The following is a 16,159-nucleotide window of genomic DNA, read 5'->3' as shown; positions in this document are numbered from 1 at the left end:
GCGGTTGATGCCAGGCCCTGTCCATGAAGGTCTCCTTGAGGGACCCAGAGTCTCTCAAGGAGACCTTCACGGACTCGGTAATCGCCACGTTCGCCCCACAGGCGCCAGCAGTCACAGCGGTTGCGCGTGAAGGACCCCTTCCCTCGGCTGAGCCGAGGAAAGGGGTCCTTCGGATGTCGTGAAGGGTCCCTTTGAGACGTTGAAGGTCTCGAAGGGACCCTTCGCGACATGAGAGTTCGACGACTGGCCGTCGGAAGCACTGAAACAGCCGCTCGCTCATCCTCGCGTCTCGTGAGTGGCGATTCGGGTTAGGGCCGACCGTGTTCTAGGTGCTTATGGCGGGGGTCGGGTTCGCAGGTCGGTGAGGGACCCCTTCCCTACCCTGAGAGTAGGGAAGGGGCCCTTCACCTCAGGCCGGACGGACCGGAACGCCACCGTGCGCTTCGGCGCTACAGCGATAGCGCGCGAAGGGGCCTTCACTCGCAGAACTCACTACATGAAGGACCCCATCCTTGCGCCCAGGTCACGCAGTACCCAGGTCACGCAGTAGATGCCACGGCGTCGGCCCGCTCTAGCCGTCCCTTGCCACTCGCGAAACCACATCGGGGTAGCGAGGGTCTCCTTCACCACCCTCAAGGTAGGTAAGGAGGCCTTCACGGCGAGATGAGCGGGCTGCCTGCCTAAACGGTGCCGACGACCCGGTCCCGCACCAGGCGCATCGTCGCCGTGTCCACAGTGGACGGCTCGGCAGCCAGCCAGCCGCCGATCTCGTGCAGGAACTGCTCGGGTGTCATCGGCGGCGCGGGGGAGGGGTCCTCGTGATCCGTGGTGATCTCGCCGGTCCGGCTCGGGTACACGATCATCGCACCGCGCAACGCGACGCCCGGCAGTATCCGCCGGTATTCGGCGAGGCTTTCCGTCAGTCTGCTCCCACCGCCGCGGAAGGCGCGGCCGTTGCGCAGCAGGCGATCGTCGTCATCGGTTTCGTAGTGGCCCGGCAGCCACAGTTTCGATTCGACGAGCACGAGCCGCTTTCCGCACAGCACCGCGTGGTCGACGTCGGCGAACACCGAATCCGGCCACGAGAGCCCGTGGAAGATCCGCGCGCCGGGCAGCCGGGTCAGGTAGCGCTCCAGCAGATCGGCGGTGAGGCGCTCGGCGAGTTCGTCGGTCTCGGTGCCGGGGGTGCCGAAGACGCGTTTCCCGCCGAATTCGGCGGCGAACCGGTTCTTGGCGCGGGAAGCGGCGAGATAGCCGCGCGCGAGGCGTTGCACCAGCAGCGCGGTCCCGGCGGTCAGGATCAGCCAGACGATCAGCGTGGGGGCGGTGAATCCGACGCCCGTCAGCACCGGGAGCAGCACCAGCACCATCCCGCCGACCGCCGCGACGACCGGGGTGTGCCCGGGCCCGCGCCGCCGTCCGTGGCGCACGCGGCCGTCCTGTGCGGCGAATTCCCACCATTCGAGGTCTTCCGGATCGATCACGACCGGCTCGGGCTCGTAGCCCGGTTCTTCGCCGAAGCGGCGTCGCGGCCGCGGCCGGATCGGGACGCGCACGGAGCGCCCGCCCGCGTCGTAGCCCGCACGCCGCATCGGATCGCTGAGTATGTCGTAGGCCTCGCGGACCAGCTGGAACGTGAGCGCGGAACCCCCGGTGTCCGGGTGATGCGACTTCGCCAGCCGCCGGTACGCGGTCTTGATCTCGTTGACCGAGGCGGCCTTGCCCACGCCGAGCACCTCGTAGTAGTCGACTTCGGGCACGGGCGGGTCACCTCCAATGGGCCGGGCCGCAACAATATTCGGCCGCCGCCGGTCACCCGCAACCACCTCCGCGGCGCGTCGGGGTGACGTCGCGGGCATACTGTTTCGCTTGTGGCGGAACGAGGTCCGCTTCCCGCGCGTCCTGGATATCGTGGAGATCGACAGCACGCGAGGAAGGACAGCGGTGGGAGAACCCGTCACGGGCACGGCCGCGGGAGTACCGTTCACAGTCTTGCCGCCATCGGCCGAGGTCAGCGGTCCCGCGCCGGTGGTCGTCGCTTGGCACATGATCGACGCGCCCCGTTCCGACGCCGCGTTCGCGGCCGCGTTGCCGCTGGCAGGGGTGCCGGCGTGGCGCGTGTACCTCGGAATGCCGTTGTGCGGCGCGAGAATGGTCGACGGCTCGATGGACGCCTTGCTCGAGCGGGCCCGGCGTGACGCGATGCTCGCCTACATCGACCCGGTCGTCGCGCAGGCGGCGCTGGAGTTCCCCGCCGCGCTGGCCGAACTGCGCGAACGCTTCGGTTTCGACTCGTCGCGGATGGCCGTCGTCGGCGGTTCACTCGGCGGTGCGGTGGCGCTGACGATCCTGGCCACGCGGGAGATCCCGGTCCGCGCGGCGGTCCTGATCAACCCCGCCGTGCGGGCGCGTTCGGTGATCGGCCTGGTCGAAGGCATGCTGGAGCAGGCGTATCCGTGGACGGACGAAGCAGCACGAGCGGCGGATCAGCTCGACTTCGTCGCACGATCGGGTGAAATCTCGGCGCGGGACGAGCAGGTTCCGTTGCTGCTCGTCAGCGGCGAGAGCGACTATCCCGCTCTGCGTACCGATGCCGACGACCTGGTCGCGGCGCTGCGTGAGCGGTACGCCCGTCCGGATGACGTCCACCTGGCCAGGCTGCCCGGTCTCGCGCATCCGCTGGCCGAAGAGCCGGGCATCGAACCCGCGCCGCAGCTGCCGATCGCGAAACTGGTCGACGACACGGTCACCGAGTGGCTGGAGCGCCGTCTGGCTTGACGAGCGTCAGCAGGCGGGCGGCGGGACCGATCGGGGCGGGCCGAATTCGAGGCGCAGCTTGTCGGTCTTCGGGATCACGAACGCGACGCCGGTCGAGGCCCGCCAGTTCGACGGAAGGAAGACGTACTGGCCACCGGACTGGAGCAGCAGCTTCAGCCCGGTGTATCGGTACTTGTACGCCGATTCGGCGTCGGCGCATTTCACCTGAACGACACCGTTCGCGGTGAGGTTGAGGCTTTCCGCGCTGTACAAGGTCGCGGCCGGTCTCGTCGGGATCACCCAGGAGGCCTCGTAGGCGCGGCTGGTGCCGACGGCTCCCGAGTAGTCGCCGACGGACCAGAAGAGGCCGATGCTCACCAGGACGTAGCCGGTCACCAGTTCCGCGACGTTCGAACGGCCGCTCGCCGTGCTGCGCGAGGTCCAGTGCCGCCAGGCGAAGAGCACCATCAGGACGCCGATCGCGAAGCCGAGCCCGGGAGCGCCGGGATGGTCGCGAAAGGGTTCCGGGTCGAGGGCGATCGCCGTCGACGAGACGAGGAGCGCGAGGCCGAGCACGCCGGCGACCGGGGCGCAGATCCGCAGCAGGCGGTTCCAGCGGCCTTCGCCGAGCCGCGTCTTCAGGAACCGGGTCAGGATCAGGAAGAGCAGCACCGCGCCCGCCGCGCCGGTCAAGGGCACGAGCATGCCGTCGACGCCCCGCCCGAAGATCTCGTCCGGGGTCTGGCCGAGCAGCGTGTAGTGCACGCGGAAGTAGATGAAGTACGTCTGCGTGTAGACGAGCCCGAAGTAATAGAGCAACGCGGTGAGCAGGGTGGTGTTGGCCAGCGCGGTGCCGATCAGCCTGAGCGCGCGCGACGGGTCGGCCACCGGCTCGCCGACGGCGGGCTCGGGTCTGCGGAGGCCACGGCGGTGTGAGCGCCGGACGCTCATCCGCCCGTGGTTTCGCTCGGTGCGGTGCTTTCCGGCTTCGAGGGAGCGGAGCTTCCCTCTGTCGTCTCGGTTGTGCACGACCTGGCCACGATCTTGATCGTCTTGCCGGGGGAAACCGGATTCGGCCCGATACTGCGGATGCAGTCACCCGCGTTCGGGTTCGGGATCAGCACGGAGACACCGCACCGCCGTGGACTCTTGCAGAGGTCCGCGAGGTTCTGCTCGATCGCGTTCTTGGCGGTGGCGGGATCGGTGCCGAGCAGGTCGCTGTTGTACCTGATGGGGCTTCCGGGAACCACGGGCGGACGGGGTTCCTCGGTACGCCGGGGTCCCGGCGCGGTCGGGGCCGCTTCGGAAGACGCCGTCGGCGCGGTCTCCGTCGTCACCTCGCTGTCGGTGGTCAGATCCGCCGGAGCGGTGTCGCGGGGAGCCGAGGTTCCGCCGCAGGCCGCCGTGAACCCGAGAGCGGCGATCGTGATAGCCGTGCCGAACAGCCGTTTCATGGACCTCACCGTCCCTGGGAAGACGTCCTTCTGAGTAAGGACGCAGAACGACGGCCCCCTGATACGTCCCGGCTTGGGCCGTTCGGGCGTATTTCGCCGATTTCGCCCTTTCGGGCAGTCCGGGGTGGACCGGCACGCGACAACTTCGCCGCCTGGCCTTCCGACACGCCGTGATTTATGTTAAGAAACTTTACTAACTAACAGGGAGGCGCGTTTTGAGTTCATCCCCGCTGCCGGGGCTCGAGCGGAAGATCGGGCCGCTCCAGGCGACCGCCATCAACATGACCCAGATGTGCGGGATCGGCCCGTTCGTCACCATCCCCGCGATGGTGGTGACCCTCGGCGGCCCGCAGGCCATGTTCGGCTGGCTCATCGGCGCGGTCATCGCGCTGGCCGACGGCCTGATCTGGGCCGAACTCGGCGCCGCCCTCCCCGGCGCCGGCGGCACCTACGTGTACCTGCGCGAGGCGTTCGGCTCCCGGACCGGCAGGCTCATGCCGTTCCTGTTCGCGTGGAGCGCGGTGCTGTTCATCCCGCTGATCATGTCCACCGGCATCATCGGGCTCGTCCAATACCTCGGATATCTGATCCCGGGGGTGGCCGACGACGGCGGGACCACCGGGCTCGGCAAGGTCATCGGCCTCGGCGTCATCGTCCTGATCGTGCTGGCGCTGTTCCGCAGGATCGGCGAGATCGGGAAGCTGACCACCGTCCTGTTCGCGATCATGCTGTTCGCCGCGCTCTCGGTGATCGTCGCGGCCTTCACGCGTTTCGACGGCGCGCAAGCGTTCGCGTTCACGCCGGGCGCGTTCTCGTTCGACGGCGGCGCGTTCTGGGCGGGGCTCGGCGCGGGCCTGATCATCGCCATCTACGACTATCTCGGCTACAACACCAGCGCCTACCTCGGCGGGGAGGTGCGTGACCCCGGCCGGACGCTGCCGCGATCGATCATCCTCTCGATCCTCGGCATCATGAGCCTGTACTTCCTGCTGCAGCTCGGCGTGCTCGGCTCGGTCCCGCTGGAGGAATTGAAGAACGCCACTTCGGTCGCCTCCACCGTGCTGGAACAGGCTTGGGGCACGGGCGCGGCGAAGGTCATCACCGTGTTCATCGTGATCGCCGCGATCGGCTCGGTGTTCGCCGGTCTGCTCGGCGGCTCGCGGGTCCCGTTCGAGGCCGCGCGCGACAAGGTGTTCCTGCCGGTGTTCGCCAGGCTGCACCCGAAACTGAACCTGCCGACGGCCGGCGTGCTCGCGATGGGCGTCATCGCCGCGATCGGCTCGCTGTTCACGCTGACCGCGGTGATCAACGCGGCGGTGACGGTGCTGGTGCTCATCCAGTCGCTCGCGCAGGTCGCGGCGATCGTCGTGCTGAGGCGACGGCGGCCGGAACTGGAGCGGCCGTACCGACAATGGCTCTACCCGATCCCGACGGTCGTCGCGCTGCTCGGCTGGGTCTACATCTACTTCTCCGCCACCTGGCTTTCGATCGGGCTTTCGGTGGGCTGGATCGCGCTCGGCGTGGCGGCGTTCCTCGCCTACGCGAAGGCGGAGCGCGTGTGGCCGTTCGGGCCCAAGGGAATCCAGGAATCGTTCGCGGGGGCGACAGCAGAGGGGAACGTGCGGTGACGGGGGACGAACTGATCCTGGGGATCGACTTCGGCGGGACGAAGGTCGCGATCGGGCTGGCGGACAGAGCCGGGAGCCTGCTGGTCACCCGGCGGCTCGACACCGACGCGCAGGCGGGCGCCGGGCAGGTGGTCAGCCGCGCGCTCGCCGCGGCACGGAAACTGCTCGCCGACGAAGGCGCCGCGGACAGCCTTGTCGCGATCGGCGTCGTCAGCCCCGGCATCGTGCTGGAGGACCGCATCCTGCTGGCCCCCAACGTGCCGGGCTGGGAGCAACTGCGGCTGCGTGAACTCGTCGCCGCGGAGTTCGAAGGCGTGCCGATCGAGGTGGGCACCGACGCCAAGGCGGCGGCGCTCGCGGAATGGCGGTGGGGGGCGCTGGCGGACACCGATCCGGCGGTCTTCCTCTCCTTGGGGACCGGGATCGCCGCGGCGGTCCTGGTCGGCGGCCGGCTGCTGGCAGGCGCCAACGGAGCTGCGGGCGAGATCGGGTACAACCTCCGCTCGCCACAGGACACCGACGGGTTCTCCGGCGGAGCGGCGCCGCTGGAAGAGGCCGTCGGTGGGCGTGGGCTGGGCGGCCGGGCGAGTGTGCTGCTCGGCCGCCCGGTAACCGCGGGCGAACTGTTCGGCCTCGCCAGGGAAAACGCACAGGCCAAGGAACTGGTCGGAGCGGCGCTCGACGAACTGTCGATGCACGTCGCGAACCTCGCCATCGCGCTCGACCCGCGGCGCATCGCCGTCGGCGGGGGACTGGTGCGCTCGGCCGACGTTCTGCTGCCCGCGCTGCGAGAGCGGCTGGCGCAGGCCGTGCCGTTCCCACCTGAGCTGGTGGCGGCGAAGTTCGACCAGGACGCGTCCCTGCTGGGCGCGATCGCGATCGCGCTGGCCGCGTAACCCGCGATTCGGCACCTGGTTGCGATAGTTGCGCCAGGTAAACATCGCGTTCAGGTGCCGAATCGCGATCACCGACCGAAGCCGCCGGGCCTTCGCTAGATCCGATCTAGCGAAGGCCCGGCGGCTTTCTCGCGCCTAAGGGGTGAGGCGAGAGAGGAGGTCGGTCATGGACGACAGTCCGCTGAGGGTCGCGGTGATCATCGGCAGCGTCCGCGAAGGGCGGGTGGGGGACGCCGTCGGCAAGTGGTTCACCGGCCGCGCGGAAGAGCGGGACGACCTCGTCACCGAAGTGCTCGACCTCGTCGAATTCGACCTGCCCGCCGGGCTGCCGGAACCGCCGTCCGCCGACATGAAGCGATTCGCGAGGCTGGTCGACGAGGCCGAGGCGTTCGTCGTCGTCACCCCCGAGTACAACCGCAGCTTCCCCGCGTCGCTCAAGCAGGCGATCGACTGCGCCTACGACGAGTGGCGCGCGAAGCCGGTCGGGTTCGTCTCCTACGGCTACCGCTCGCAGGGTCTCTACGCCGTCGAGCAGCTGCGCACGATCTTCACCGAACTGCACACGGTGACCATGCGCGACAGCGTGGCCTTCAACCTCCTTGACGGCACCTTCGACACCGACGGGCAAGGCCAGGCCGTGACCACCTTGCTCGACGAACTCGTCTGGTGGGGCCTCGCCCTGCGCGAAGCACGCGCCACCCGTCCCTACGTCTGCTGAAAGCTTCTGAAAGGAAAACGAAAATGAGTGAACTGGCCATCGAAGCCTCGGGGCTGGTCAAGGTGTTCGGGGAGAACCGGGCGGTCGACGGGATCGACCTGAAGGTCCCCGCGGGCACCGTGTACGGCGTCCTCGGACCGAACGGCGCCGGCAAGACCACCGCGGTGAAAATGCTCGCGACCCTGCTCCGCCCCAACGGCGGCGAAGCGCGCATCTTCGGCAAGGACGTCGTCCGCGAGGCCGACGCGGTCCGGTCCATGGTGAGCCTGACCGGGCAGTACGCCTCGGTCGACGAGGACCTGACCGGGACCGAGAACCTGGTGCTGATCGGCAGGCTGACCGGGCACCGCAAACCGGCCGCCCGCGCGCGGGCGGCCGAACTGCTGGCGGCGTTCGGGCTGACCGAGGCCGCGGGGCGGCAGGTGAAGAACTACTCCGGCGGGATGCGGCGGCGGATCGACATCGCCGCGAGCATCCTCAACACCCCCGACGTGCTCTTCCTCGACGAACCGACCACCGGGCTCGATCCCCGCAGCCGCAACCAGGTCTGGGACATCGTGCGCGCGATCGTGCGGCACGGCACCACCGTCCTGCTGACCACGCAGTACCTCGACGAGGCCGATCAGCTGGCTTCCCGGATCGCGGTCATCGACCGCGGCAAGGTGATCGCCGAAGGCACCAAGGGGCAGCTGAAGGCGTCGGTCGGCGCGGGCGCGGTCCACGTCCGGCTGCGGGAGGCAGACCAGCGTTCCGAAGCCGAAGCGCTGCTCGTCCGCACCCTGCAGGCGCAGGTGGTGCTCGAACCGGACCCGGTCGCGCTGACCGCGCGGCTTTCGGGCGAGAGCACCGAACAGGGCGCCGCCGAACACGCCTCGCACGCGCTGGGCGAACTCGCCCGCGCGGGAATCATCGTCGACACCTTCTCCCTCGGCCAGCCGAGCCTCGACGAGGTCTTCCTGGCCCTGACCGACCGCACCGCCACGCCTGAGGAGAGTGCAGCTTGAGCACCACGGCAGTCACAGAAAACGAACCCGTTCTCGCGGCACCGAAGCCCGAAGACCTGGCCGCGGTCCTGATCGCGAAGAACCGTCCTCAGCGCCCGAGCGCGCTGTCGGCCTCGGTCACCTTCGGGTGGCGCGCGATGCTGAAGATCAAGCACGTGCCCGAGCAGCTGTTCGACGTCACGGCGTTCCCGATCATGATGACGTTGATGTTCACCTACCTGTTCGGTGGCGCGCTGTCCGGTTCGCCGACGGAGTACCTGCAGTTCGTGCTGCCGGGCATCATGGCGAGCAGCATCCTGATGATCACCATGTACACCGGGATTTCGGTGAACACCGACATCGAGAAGGGCGTGTTCGACCGGTTCCGCACGCTGCCGATCTGGCGGCCGTCGGCGATGGTCGGCTATCTGCTCGGCGACATGCTGCGCTACCTCATCGCCTCGGTGGTGATCCTCGGCGTCGGACTGATCATGGGCTTCCGTCCCGGCGGCGGGTTCGGTGGCGTGGCCGCCGCGATCCTCCTGCTGCTGGCGTTCTCGTTCGCGTTCTCGTGGATCTGGACGATGTTCGGCCTGCTGCTGCGCAGCGAGAAGTCGGTGATGGGCGTCAGCATGATGGTGCTGTTCCCGCTGACCTTCCTCAGCAACATCTACGTCGACCCGAAGACGATGCCGGGCTGGTTGCAGGCCTTCGTCGACGTCAACCCGGTGACCCACGTGGTCGCGGCGGTCCGCTCGATGATGTCCGGCGACTGGGACGGCGGCGAGATCACCTGGGTGCTGATCGCCGGCGGCGTCATCCTCGCGATCTTCGGCACGTTGACGATGCGGCTCTACAACCGGAAATGAGCTGGGGGTGACAAGGTCCCCTGGCGGCTCACAGCCGCCAGGGGACCTTGTCTTCGGGCGCGTAGCGGCACGAAGAACCGGTGGTGACCGACGCGCGCAGGTGCGCGGCCAGCGCCGGATGCAGCTCGTCGAGTTTGCGCAGGGTGTCGCGGATGCGGGCGGTCACCGTCTTGCGGGCGCGTTCGGCCTCGTCGCCGAGCCGCCTGGTGCGGCCGCCGAGCCCGGCCGCGGACCGCAGTTCGGCGAGCAGCGCGTCGCGTTCACGGTCCAGAGCCGCGGCGCGCGCGTCCTGGCCGAACTCGGTCGCGGTGTCGATCAGTTCGTCGAGTTCGTCCAGCCGCGCGCGATACCGGGCCTTCGCCTCGTCGTCGAGGACGGCGTCCCCGCCGAGGCTCTTCGCGGCGACGACCTCCTCGCCTCCCGCGGGGTCGAGCAGCCGGACGGCCGCCACCTCCGAACCCGGCCTGCCGAGCAGGAAATGCAGGTCCCGCAACCCTTTCGAGTCCGGAAGGCGGGTGGTGACGCCGTCGAAGTGCAAGGTCCACACGGCTTCGTCGCGACGGAACTCGGCGGCGGGGGCGGCCGGCGTCCGCGCGCTGTTCCGCGTCCGCGCCACTCTGGCCACGACCTGCCGCATGCCGAAGGCGGTGGCTTCTTCGTCCACTTCGGACAGAAGGGTCACCGCGGCCGCCGCGTCGCCTTCGAGGTTCCGGCCGAGCAAAGCCGCCCCCAGCCAGGATTTGGCCTCGGTCGCCCAGACCGTGGCCCGCAGCCGGTCCGCGGAGAGCGCGGCGCCGCGAAGCCGGTCCACCGCGTCGTTCCAGCGTTCCTGCGCCAGATCGAGCCTGCCGAGCCAGAGGTCGACCGGGCCGGAGATCTCGCAGCCGTACAGGGAAACCAGCCATTCCCCGCTGTAGGGCGCGAGCAGCGCGCGGGCGGCTTCACAGCGTTCGGGATCGCGCGAGACCGCCGCCGTCTGCGCCTGACAGCGCAGCCACAACGCTTCCAGATCGCGAGGGTACGGTTTCGCGTCGGCCGCGAGATCGGTGAGCCGCACGGCCTCCCCGACGTCCTCGCGGTGGGCAGCGGTGATCGCCTCCAGCACGCGGCTGTACGAGTACCCGCTGCGGGCGATCTCGCGGTGTAAGCCGGCGAGATCGTCGAACCGTCCCTCCAGGCACAACCGGACCCACCGCTGCAACTGGTCCAGGTCACCGAAATGGGGATGCTCATCCCCCTCGTGGCACGAGATCACCTGCTGGATGTACGCCTCGGCTTCGGTGAACCGGCCTTGGAGCGTGGCGATGATGCTCTGGTCGATTCGGGACGCGAGCTGCGAACTCGGCGCGCGGCCGGTGCTCGCCAGGGCGAGGAATTCCTGATACTGCTCGAAATAGCGCGGATCGCCCTGTTCGAGCAGCGCCACCCACTTGAACGACGCCGCGTAGTGCTCCAGTTCCGGGTTCGCCGTGCGACGGCCGACCACGACCAGTTCGTCGGTGAGCCGTTCCCGTTCCGCGGCGCTTCCCGGCCCCCAGATCGCGTCGTGCCGGGCCCACAGACCGAACAGCAGAGCCGAATCGTCCTCGTGGTCGCGGGCGGTCATCATGATGCGCGCGGACAGTTCCTGCGTCATCTCCTCGACGGTGAGTTCCTGCCCTGGCTCGCGGCCACAAAGCCGCGCGTGCGCTTCGGTGAGCACCTTGACCGTCTCGTCGATCCGGAGGCTTTTGTGATCGGCGCGGACCAGGGTCAGCGCCAGCCTGGCGAGGAGATCGTCGTCGTCGAGTTCGTGGATCAGCGTGGAGACCTCGTCGAGGACCTGCCTGCCCTCGTCCGACTCGTGGTGGCGGGTCAGATGCGCGCCCAGTTCGAGGGCGATGACCGCCTGCTTCCGCCGGTCTTCCGCGATCTCCATCGCTCGCCGGTAATGCGTGGTCGTCTCCTCGACCGCCATGCGGCCGGTCGCGTCGACCGCGGCGGCCAGCAACAGGTCGATGGCCTGGTCCGGATCGAGTTCGGGTCCGGCGAGCAGCGCGTGGCGGGCCATGTCCGCGGGGAAGAGCCTGTCCCGTGACGTCGGTGACTCGCGGGCCGCCGCGACGACCGCGGCATGCTTTTTCCGGCGGTCCTGTTCGGACAGGGCCGCGTACAGCGTCTCGCGGACGAGGTCGTGGGCGAAGGCGAACCGGCCTTGCCCGTGTACTACGACCAGCCGCGCCGCGACGGCCTGGTCGAGCAGCCGGTCCGCCTGGGGCACGGGCGCCGAGGCCACGCCGGCGAGCAGCCTGCGGTGAAATTCCCTGCCGAGTACGGAGGCGGTGGTCAGCAGACCGAGAACAGGTTGGGGGAGCAGGGAAAGCCGTCTCTGCAGGGCATCGGCCACGCCGGGCGCGATGGTCTCCGCGGAACCGCCGCTGTGCCAGAGCCGCGCCGTCTGCTCGACGAAGAACGGATTGCCGCCGGTGCGGCGGTGGACCTCGGCGACCAGCGCGTCGTCGGGCGCCGTGCCCGCAGTCCTGGCCATGAGCGCGCCGACCTCGTCCGGTTCGAGGCCGGTGAGCGTGACCGAAGTGGCCTTCGCGAGCAACGGCAGCATGAGCGAGCGAAGCGGGTGATCGGTCGCCTCGACCTCGACGTCCCGGTACGTGCCGATCAGCAGCAACCGTTCGAACCAGGTGTGCTGCGCGGCGAACTCGAGCAACCGCAGCGACGCGGCGTCGGCCCAGTGCAGATCGTCGAGCACCACCACGATCGGCTGATCCTGGGAGGCGGCCACCAGCGCGCTCGTCACCGCGTCGTACAGCCGGAAGCCGTCCGCCGCACCGTCGCCGCGGGCCTCACCGAGCAGAACGTCCAGTTCACTGTCGGCCATCGCGGCCCAGCGCCCCTGCCCGACCGCGCGCCGCAGCCCGCGGATCACCTGGGTCCACGGCCAGTAGCCCGGCGCGCTGGCCGAGTCCCAGCAGGACCCGTTGAGCACCAGGGCACCGAGGCGTTTCGCCTCCTCGGCGGCGCCGGTGACGAGCGTGGTCTTGCCGATCCCGGCCTCGCCGGTGACCAGCACCAGCCCGCCGTGGCTTTCGGCGGCACGGGCGATCTCCGCGCGGAGAACCCCCGCGGGATGGTCGCGTCCGATGAGTACGGCTGACATGTCCGAATCCTCCCAGTAGGGTCCGACAATCCCACGACGCGCACCCGCTGTCAGGCGTTGTCTCCGGTCCGTTGTGACCTACGGTGACCGAGGTCTCCCGGTCGCCGGGAACCTCCCGCGGCGGAAATCCGACTTTCTGGACGTGACTAATCGAGTGGGACGGCGGGGTGATGCCGTCGTGCGTCCTGCCGGGCGAAGGCGCCCTGTTGTGCCAGGTCAGGTACTCAGCGGCTGGAGTAGGGTGCAGAGTATGGGGAGCATTCGCTCGCGTGTGTTGGCTTGGATCGGCCGCCGCTACCTCGCGCGTCAGCAGAAGAACGGTTTCGACCTGTCCAAGATGTCCATCATCCCGGACAACGCGCTGTTGCCGCTCAAGCGCGACGGCCTCGACCCGGTGGCCGAGCTGGGCCGGATCCGCGCGACGGAGCCGATCAGCAAGCTCGACCTGCCGTTCGGGATGAACGGCTGGCTGGTCACCGGTTACGACGAGGCCAAGGCCGTACTCGGCAAGGTGAGCGAGTTCAGCAACGACTTCACCAACCTGGTCGGGAACGCGGGCGTGACGGAGGACCAGAACCCCGGCGGGCTCGGGTTCGCCGATCCGCCGGTGCACACCCGGCTGCGACGCCTGCTCACGCCGGAGTTCACCATGCGACGCCTGTCCCGGCTGACGCCGCGGATCGACGAGATCGTCGCCGACCAGCTCGACGTGATGGCGAAGGCGGACGGCCCTGTCGACCTGTGGGAGGCCTTCGCGCTGCCGATCCCGTCGCTGACCATCTGCGAGCTGCTGGGCGTCCCGTACGAGGACCGCGACGACTTCCAGCGGCTGAGCACCGCGCGGTTCGACCTCTTCGGCGGCGCGGGCGCGTCACTCGGCGCGATGACCGAGTCACTGTCCTATCTGGACGACATCGTCAAGAAGCAGCGCGAGAACCCGGGCGACGGACTGCTCGGCATGCTCATCAAGGACCACGGCGACGAAATCGACGACCGCGAGCTGGCGGGCCTCGCCGACGGCGTGCTGACCGGCGGGCTGGAGACCACGGCGAGCATGCTCGCGCTCGGCGCGCTCGTGCTGCTCAAGGACCGCGAGCTGTTCGAGACCGTCCGCGGCGACGACGACGCCGTCCACAAGTTCGTCGAGGAACTGCTGCGCTACCTGACGGTCGTGCAGATGGCCTTCCCGCGCTTCGCCAAGGAGGACATGGAGGTCGGCGGCGTCCGGATCGCGAAGGGCGACATCGTGCTGGTCTCCCTCAGCGTCGCTAACCGTGACGGCGTCCTCGGCGAGGACATGGAGAAGTTCGACGCGACCCGCGAGCCGACGTCGCATCTCGCCTTCGGCTGGGGCATCCACCGGTGCATCGGCGCCGAACTGGCCAGGATGGAACTGCGCACCGCGTATCCCGCGCTGGTGCGCCGGTTCCCGGAGATGCGGCTGGCGGTCGAACCGGAGGCGGTGGACTTCCGGAAGGTCTCGATCGTCTACGGCGTCGACGCGCTTCCCGTGCTGCTGGACTGATTCTCAGGCGACTCCTCTCGGGCGGAACTGGATGCTGATCCTGGGGCCGACCGGTTTGGCGGTCTTGGGGATGGCGTGTTCCCACGTTCGCTGGCAGCTGCCGCCCATGACGATCAGGTCGCCGTGGCCGAGGGCGTGCCGGACGGTTTCGCCTCCGCCACGCGGGCGCAGCGCGAGCTGGCGGGCGGCGCCGACCGAGACGATCGCGACCATGGTGTCCTCGGTGCGCGAGCGACCGGTGTCGTCGCCGTGCCAGGCGACGCTGTCGCGCCCGTCCCGGTAGAAGCACAGACCCGAGGTCACGAACGGCTCGCCGAGCTCATCGGCGTAGTGCGCCGAGAGCGTCTCCCTCGCCTCCGTGAGGATCGGGTGGGGGAGCGGCATGCCCTCGCGGTAGTAGCTCAGCAGCCGGGGGACGGCGACGACACGGTCGTACATCTGCCGTCGTTCGGCGTGCCACGGCACGTCTTCGGCGAGCCGGGCGAACAGTTCGTCCGCACCGGTGAGCCAGCCCGGCAGCACGTCGATCCAGGCGCCCCTGGTCAGTTCGGTGCGCCGGATCCCGTCGAGCGAGCCGAGCCCGAGCGCGGCGCACTCGTCGAACAGTGAGGCTTGGAGGGCGGGGGTCATGGCAACCGAACATACCCCGGTCCTGATCATTTGTCGAACGCATGTTCGAGTGGGATAAATGACCTGCGTCCGGCGGCGAGGAAGGGCACGATGGCCGCATGATCAACACAGCGAAGTCCGCCGACGGAACGCCGATCGTGTTCGAGCGGCGCGGCGCGGGGCCGGTGGTGGTGGTCGTCGCGGGTGCCGCCAACGACCGGCACGGTGACGAACCGCTGGTCGCGGAGCTGGCGGCCGAGTTCTCCGTGGTGACCTACGACCGGCGGGGCCGGGGCGACAGTGGCGACACCGCGCCGTACGCGGTCGAGCGCGAGATCGAAGACCTGGCCGCTGTCGTCGCTTCACTCGGTGAGCCGGTGATCGTGCACGGCATCTCCTCCGGGGGCGCGCTGGCCCTCCTCGCCGCCGCGGCCGGCGTGCCGATGGCGCGCCTGTCGGTCTTCGAGCCGCCTTATCGCGGCGAAACCGAAGAAGTCCCCGAGGGGTACGCCGACGAGATGCGCGGCCTGGTCGCGGCGGACCGCTGGGACGACGCCGTCGCCCTGTTCATGATGTCCGCGGTCGGCTCTCCCGCGGAGGCCGTCGCCGAGGCCAAGGCGACGCCGATGTGGGCCGAACTCCGGTCGTTCGCGCCTACTCTCGTTTACGACGCCTTCGTGATGAGGGACTCGAAGGTGCCGGGCGAACTGGCGACGATCGCGACGCCTGTCCTCCTGGTGAACAGCAACGGCAGCACGGAGTGGCTCAAGGCCGCCGCACTCGTCGCCGCGAAGGCGACCCCGGGGGCGAGGCAAGTGGAGCTGGACGGCGAGTTCCACAGTGTCCCGCCGGAGCGGCTCGTGCCGGAACTCAGCGCGTTCTATCGGGATCCTCGCTGAGGCGCAGGTAGGCCGCGCCGCGTGGAGAGATCCGATAGCCGACTTCGAGGCTGAGCGTCAGTCCGAGGTTCTTGAGCTTGCGGATGTCGACCTTCAGTGTTTCCTTCTCGCGGCCGAGGAGGTCCGCGAGTTCCTGTGCCCGGCGGCCGGGATTCCCGGCGATGATCCGCAAGGTTTCGTGGGTCCACGGCCGTCGTCTGTCCATCCTGGACAATCGCTCGCGAACGGCTTCGAAGTCCTTTTCGGACAGTTCCGCCTCCGCGCTGAGCGCACGGCGGGGATCGGGTCCGAGGTAGCGCAGGTGGATGCGGTACACCGGGGCGTCCGCGGGGCCGCGCAGGGTGCCGCGGACCGCGTTCGCCGAGTCGGCTCCGGAGCGGCGGGCGTCGGCATCGGTGATCGCCGCCGGATCGACGGTCTCGACCGAGCCGACCTCGATCACGCCGGCCTCCAGGCGCATGACGTCGCCCTGGCGGACGTTCTGCTTCGACCAGCGCCGGAAGGCGAGATCGATCGTCCCGGCCGCCAATCCTTCGAGGACCGTCATGGAAAGGATCACCTTCGGTACCCAATCAGCGGGACGCCGGAGCGTCAACGTCTTGTCCGATGACGGTTCGTGCTCGTACAGTCGCAGCCTGGTCCTGGTCTGGACCATCACCGCCGCCCT

General features: G+C 69.2%; 14 protein-coding genes. 8 read left to right on the top strand and 6 right to left on the bottom strand.

Annotated elements, in window-relative coordinates; genetic code table 11:
* Positions 1-680: 680 nt before the first annotated feature.
* Positions 681-1,760 carry a DnaJ domain-containing protein gene (locus ACIHAO_RS23370; protein WP_396561028.1) on the bottom strand — a complete coding sequence of 360 codons (1,080 nt, stop codon included), beginning with the start codon at positions 1,758-1,760 and terminating at the stop codon, positions 681-683.
* 109 nt (positions 1,761-1,869) lie between these two features.
* On the opposite strand from ACIHAO_RS23370, the gene ACIHAO_RS23365 reads away from it, so the two are divergent.
* The gene (locus ACIHAO_RS23365; protein WP_396561026.1) at positions 1,870-2,778 is read left to right on the top strand and encodes an alpha/beta hydrolase family protein; all 909 of its coding nucleotides are present in this window, start codon (positions 1,870-1,872) and stop codon (positions 2,776-2,778) included.
* A gap of 6 nt (positions 2,779-2,784) precedes the next feature.
* On the opposite strand, the gene ACIHAO_RS23360 is transcribed toward ACIHAO_RS23365, so the two are convergent.
* Both ACIHAO_RS23360 and ACIHAO_RS23355 read right to left on the bottom strand, forming a co-directional pair.
* Complete coding sequence (locus ACIHAO_RS23360) at positions 2,785-3,708, bottom strand: hypothetical protein (RefSeq protein ID WP_396561024.1); 924 nt, start codon at positions 3,706-3,708, stop codon at positions 2,785-2,787.
* Positions 3,705-4,211 (bottom strand): hypothetical protein, encoded by a 507-nt coding sequence (locus tag ACIHAO_RS23355; protein ID WP_396561022.1) that lies wholly within the window; start codon positions 4,209-4,211, stop codon positions 3,705-3,707. Before ACIHAO_RS23355 ends, ACIHAO_RS23360 begins: the two co-directional genes overlap by 4 nt.
* A 215-nt stretch (positions 4,212-4,426) precedes the next feature.
* Here ACIHAO_RS23355 and ACIHAO_RS23350 point away from each other — a divergent pair, with 215 nt between their 5' ends.
* The 5 genes from ACIHAO_RS23350 to ACIHAO_RS23330 all read left to right on the top strand — a co-directional run bounded on the left by ACIHAO_RS23350 (position 4,427) and on the right by ACIHAO_RS23330 (position 9,305).
* Complete coding sequence (locus tag ACIHAO_RS23350) at positions 4,427-5,839, top strand: APC family permease (protein ID WP_396561020.1); 1,413 nt, start codon at positions 4,427-4,429, stop codon at positions 5,837-5,839.
* Entirely contained in the window at positions 5,836-6,735 is a 900-nt protein-coding gene (locus ACIHAO_RS23345; RefSeq protein ID WP_396561018.1) for an ROK family protein, read from the top strand. Before ACIHAO_RS23350 ends, ACIHAO_RS23345 begins: the two co-directional genes overlap by 4 nt.
* 166 nt (positions 6,736-6,901) lie before the next feature.
* Positions 6,902-7,453, top strand: a complete 552-nt coding sequence (locus ACIHAO_RS23340; RefSeq protein ID WP_396561016.1) for an NADPH-dependent FMN reductase — start codon at positions 6,902-6,904, stop codon at positions 7,451-7,453.
* A gap of 23 nt (positions 7,454-7,476) precedes the next feature.
* Complete coding sequence (locus tag ACIHAO_RS23335) at positions 7,477-8,457, top strand: ATP-binding cassette domain-containing protein (RefSeq protein ID WP_396561014.1); 981 nt, start codon at positions 7,477-7,479, stop codon at positions 8,455-8,457.
* The gene (locus ACIHAO_RS23330; RefSeq protein WP_396561012.1) at positions 8,454-9,305 is read left to right on the top strand and encodes an ABC transporter permease; all 852 of its coding nucleotides are present in this window, start codon (positions 8,454-8,456) and stop codon (positions 9,303-9,305) included. Before ACIHAO_RS23335 ends, ACIHAO_RS23330 begins: the two co-directional genes overlap by 4 nt.
* Before the next feature lie 28 nt (positions 9,306-9,333).
* On the opposite strand, the gene ACIHAO_RS23325 is transcribed toward ACIHAO_RS23330, so the two are convergent.
* A complete protein-coding gene (locus tag ACIHAO_RS23325) occupies positions 9,334-12,459 on the bottom strand; it encodes an ATP-binding protein (protein WP_396561010.1) in 3,126 nt (1,041 codons plus the stop codon).
* A gap of 250 nt (positions 12,460-12,709) precedes the next feature.
* Here ACIHAO_RS23325 and ACIHAO_RS23320 point away from each other — a divergent pair, with 250 nt between their 5' ends.
* Positions 12,710-13,984, top strand: coding sequence for a cytochrome P450 (locus ACIHAO_RS23320; RefSeq protein ID WP_396561008.1), 1,275 nt, complete (start codon positions 12,710-12,712; stop codon positions 13,982-13,984).
* Between the two features lie 3 nt (positions 13,985-13,987).
* Here ACIHAO_RS23320 and ACIHAO_RS23315 read toward each other — a convergent pair whose 3' ends face one another.
* A complete protein-coding gene (locus ACIHAO_RS23315; protein WP_396561006.1) occupies positions 13,988-14,614 on the bottom strand; it encodes an alpha-ketoglutarate-dependent dioxygenase AlkB in 627 nt (208 codons plus the stop codon).
* A 98-nt stretch (positions 14,615-14,712) separates the two neighbouring features.
* Between ACIHAO_RS23315 and ACIHAO_RS23310 the strand changes: the two genes are divergently transcribed.
* Complete coding sequence (locus tag ACIHAO_RS23310) at positions 14,713-15,492, top strand: alpha/beta fold hydrolase (protein WP_396561004.1); 780 nt, start codon at positions 14,713-14,715, stop codon at positions 15,490-15,492.
* On the opposite strand, the gene ACIHAO_RS23305 is transcribed toward ACIHAO_RS23310, so the two are convergent.
* Positions 15,464-16,039, bottom strand: coding sequence for a hypothetical protein (locus ACIHAO_RS23305; protein WP_396561002.1), 576 nt, complete (start codon positions 16,037-16,039; stop codon positions 15,464-15,466). The genes ACIHAO_RS23310 and ACIHAO_RS23305 overlap by 29 nt on opposite strands.
* Positions 16,040-16,159: the final 120 nt, after the last annotated feature.

Source organism: Amycolatopsis sp. NPDC052450, from assembly GCF_044547565.1.
GTDB lineage: Bacteria > Actinomycetota > Actinomycetes > Mycobacteriales > Pseudonocardiaceae > Amycolatopsis.
This window is presented reverse-complemented; position numbering and strand designations above follow the sequence as displayed.

Excerpts from the sequence above, each read along its gene's own strand:
- ACIHAO_RS23360 (WP_396561024.1), bottom strand. The coding sequence starts at position 3,708 with ATGAGCGTCCGGCGCTCACACCGCCGTGGCCTCCGCAGACCCGAGCCC.
- ACIHAO_RS23355 (WP_396561022.1), bottom strand. The coding sequence starts at position 4,211 with ATGAAACGGCTGTTCGGCACGGCTATCACGATCGCCGCTCTCGGGTTC.
- ACIHAO_RS23340 (WP_396561016.1), top strand. The coding sequence starts at position 6,902 with ATGGACGACAGTCCGCTGAGGGTCGCGGTGATCATCGGCAGCGTCCGC.
- ACIHAO_RS23335 (WP_396561014.1), top strand. The coding sequence starts at position 7,477 with ATGAGTGAACTGGCCATCGAAGCCTCGGGGCTGGTCAAGGTGTTCGGG.
- ACIHAO_RS23325 (WP_396561010.1), bottom strand. The coding sequence starts at position 12,459 with ATGTCAGCCGTACTCATCGGACGCGACCATCCCGCGGGGGTTCTCCGC.
- ACIHAO_RS23320 (WP_396561008.1), top strand. The coding sequence starts at position 12,710 with ATGGGGAGCATTCGCTCGCGTGTGTTGGCTTGGATCGGCCGCCGCTAC.
- ACIHAO_RS23315 (WP_396561006.1), bottom strand. The coding sequence starts at position 14,614 with ATGACCCCCGCCCTCCAAGCCTCACTGTTCGACGAGTGCGCCGCGCTC.
- ACIHAO_RS23310 (WP_396561004.1), top strand. The coding sequence starts at position 14,713 with ATGATCAACACAGCGAAGTCCGCCGACGGAACGCCGATCGTGTTCGAG.
- ACIHAO_RS23305 (WP_396561002.1), bottom strand. The coding sequence starts at position 16,039 with ATGACGGTCCTCGAAGGATTGGCGGCCGGGACGATCGATCTCGCCTTC.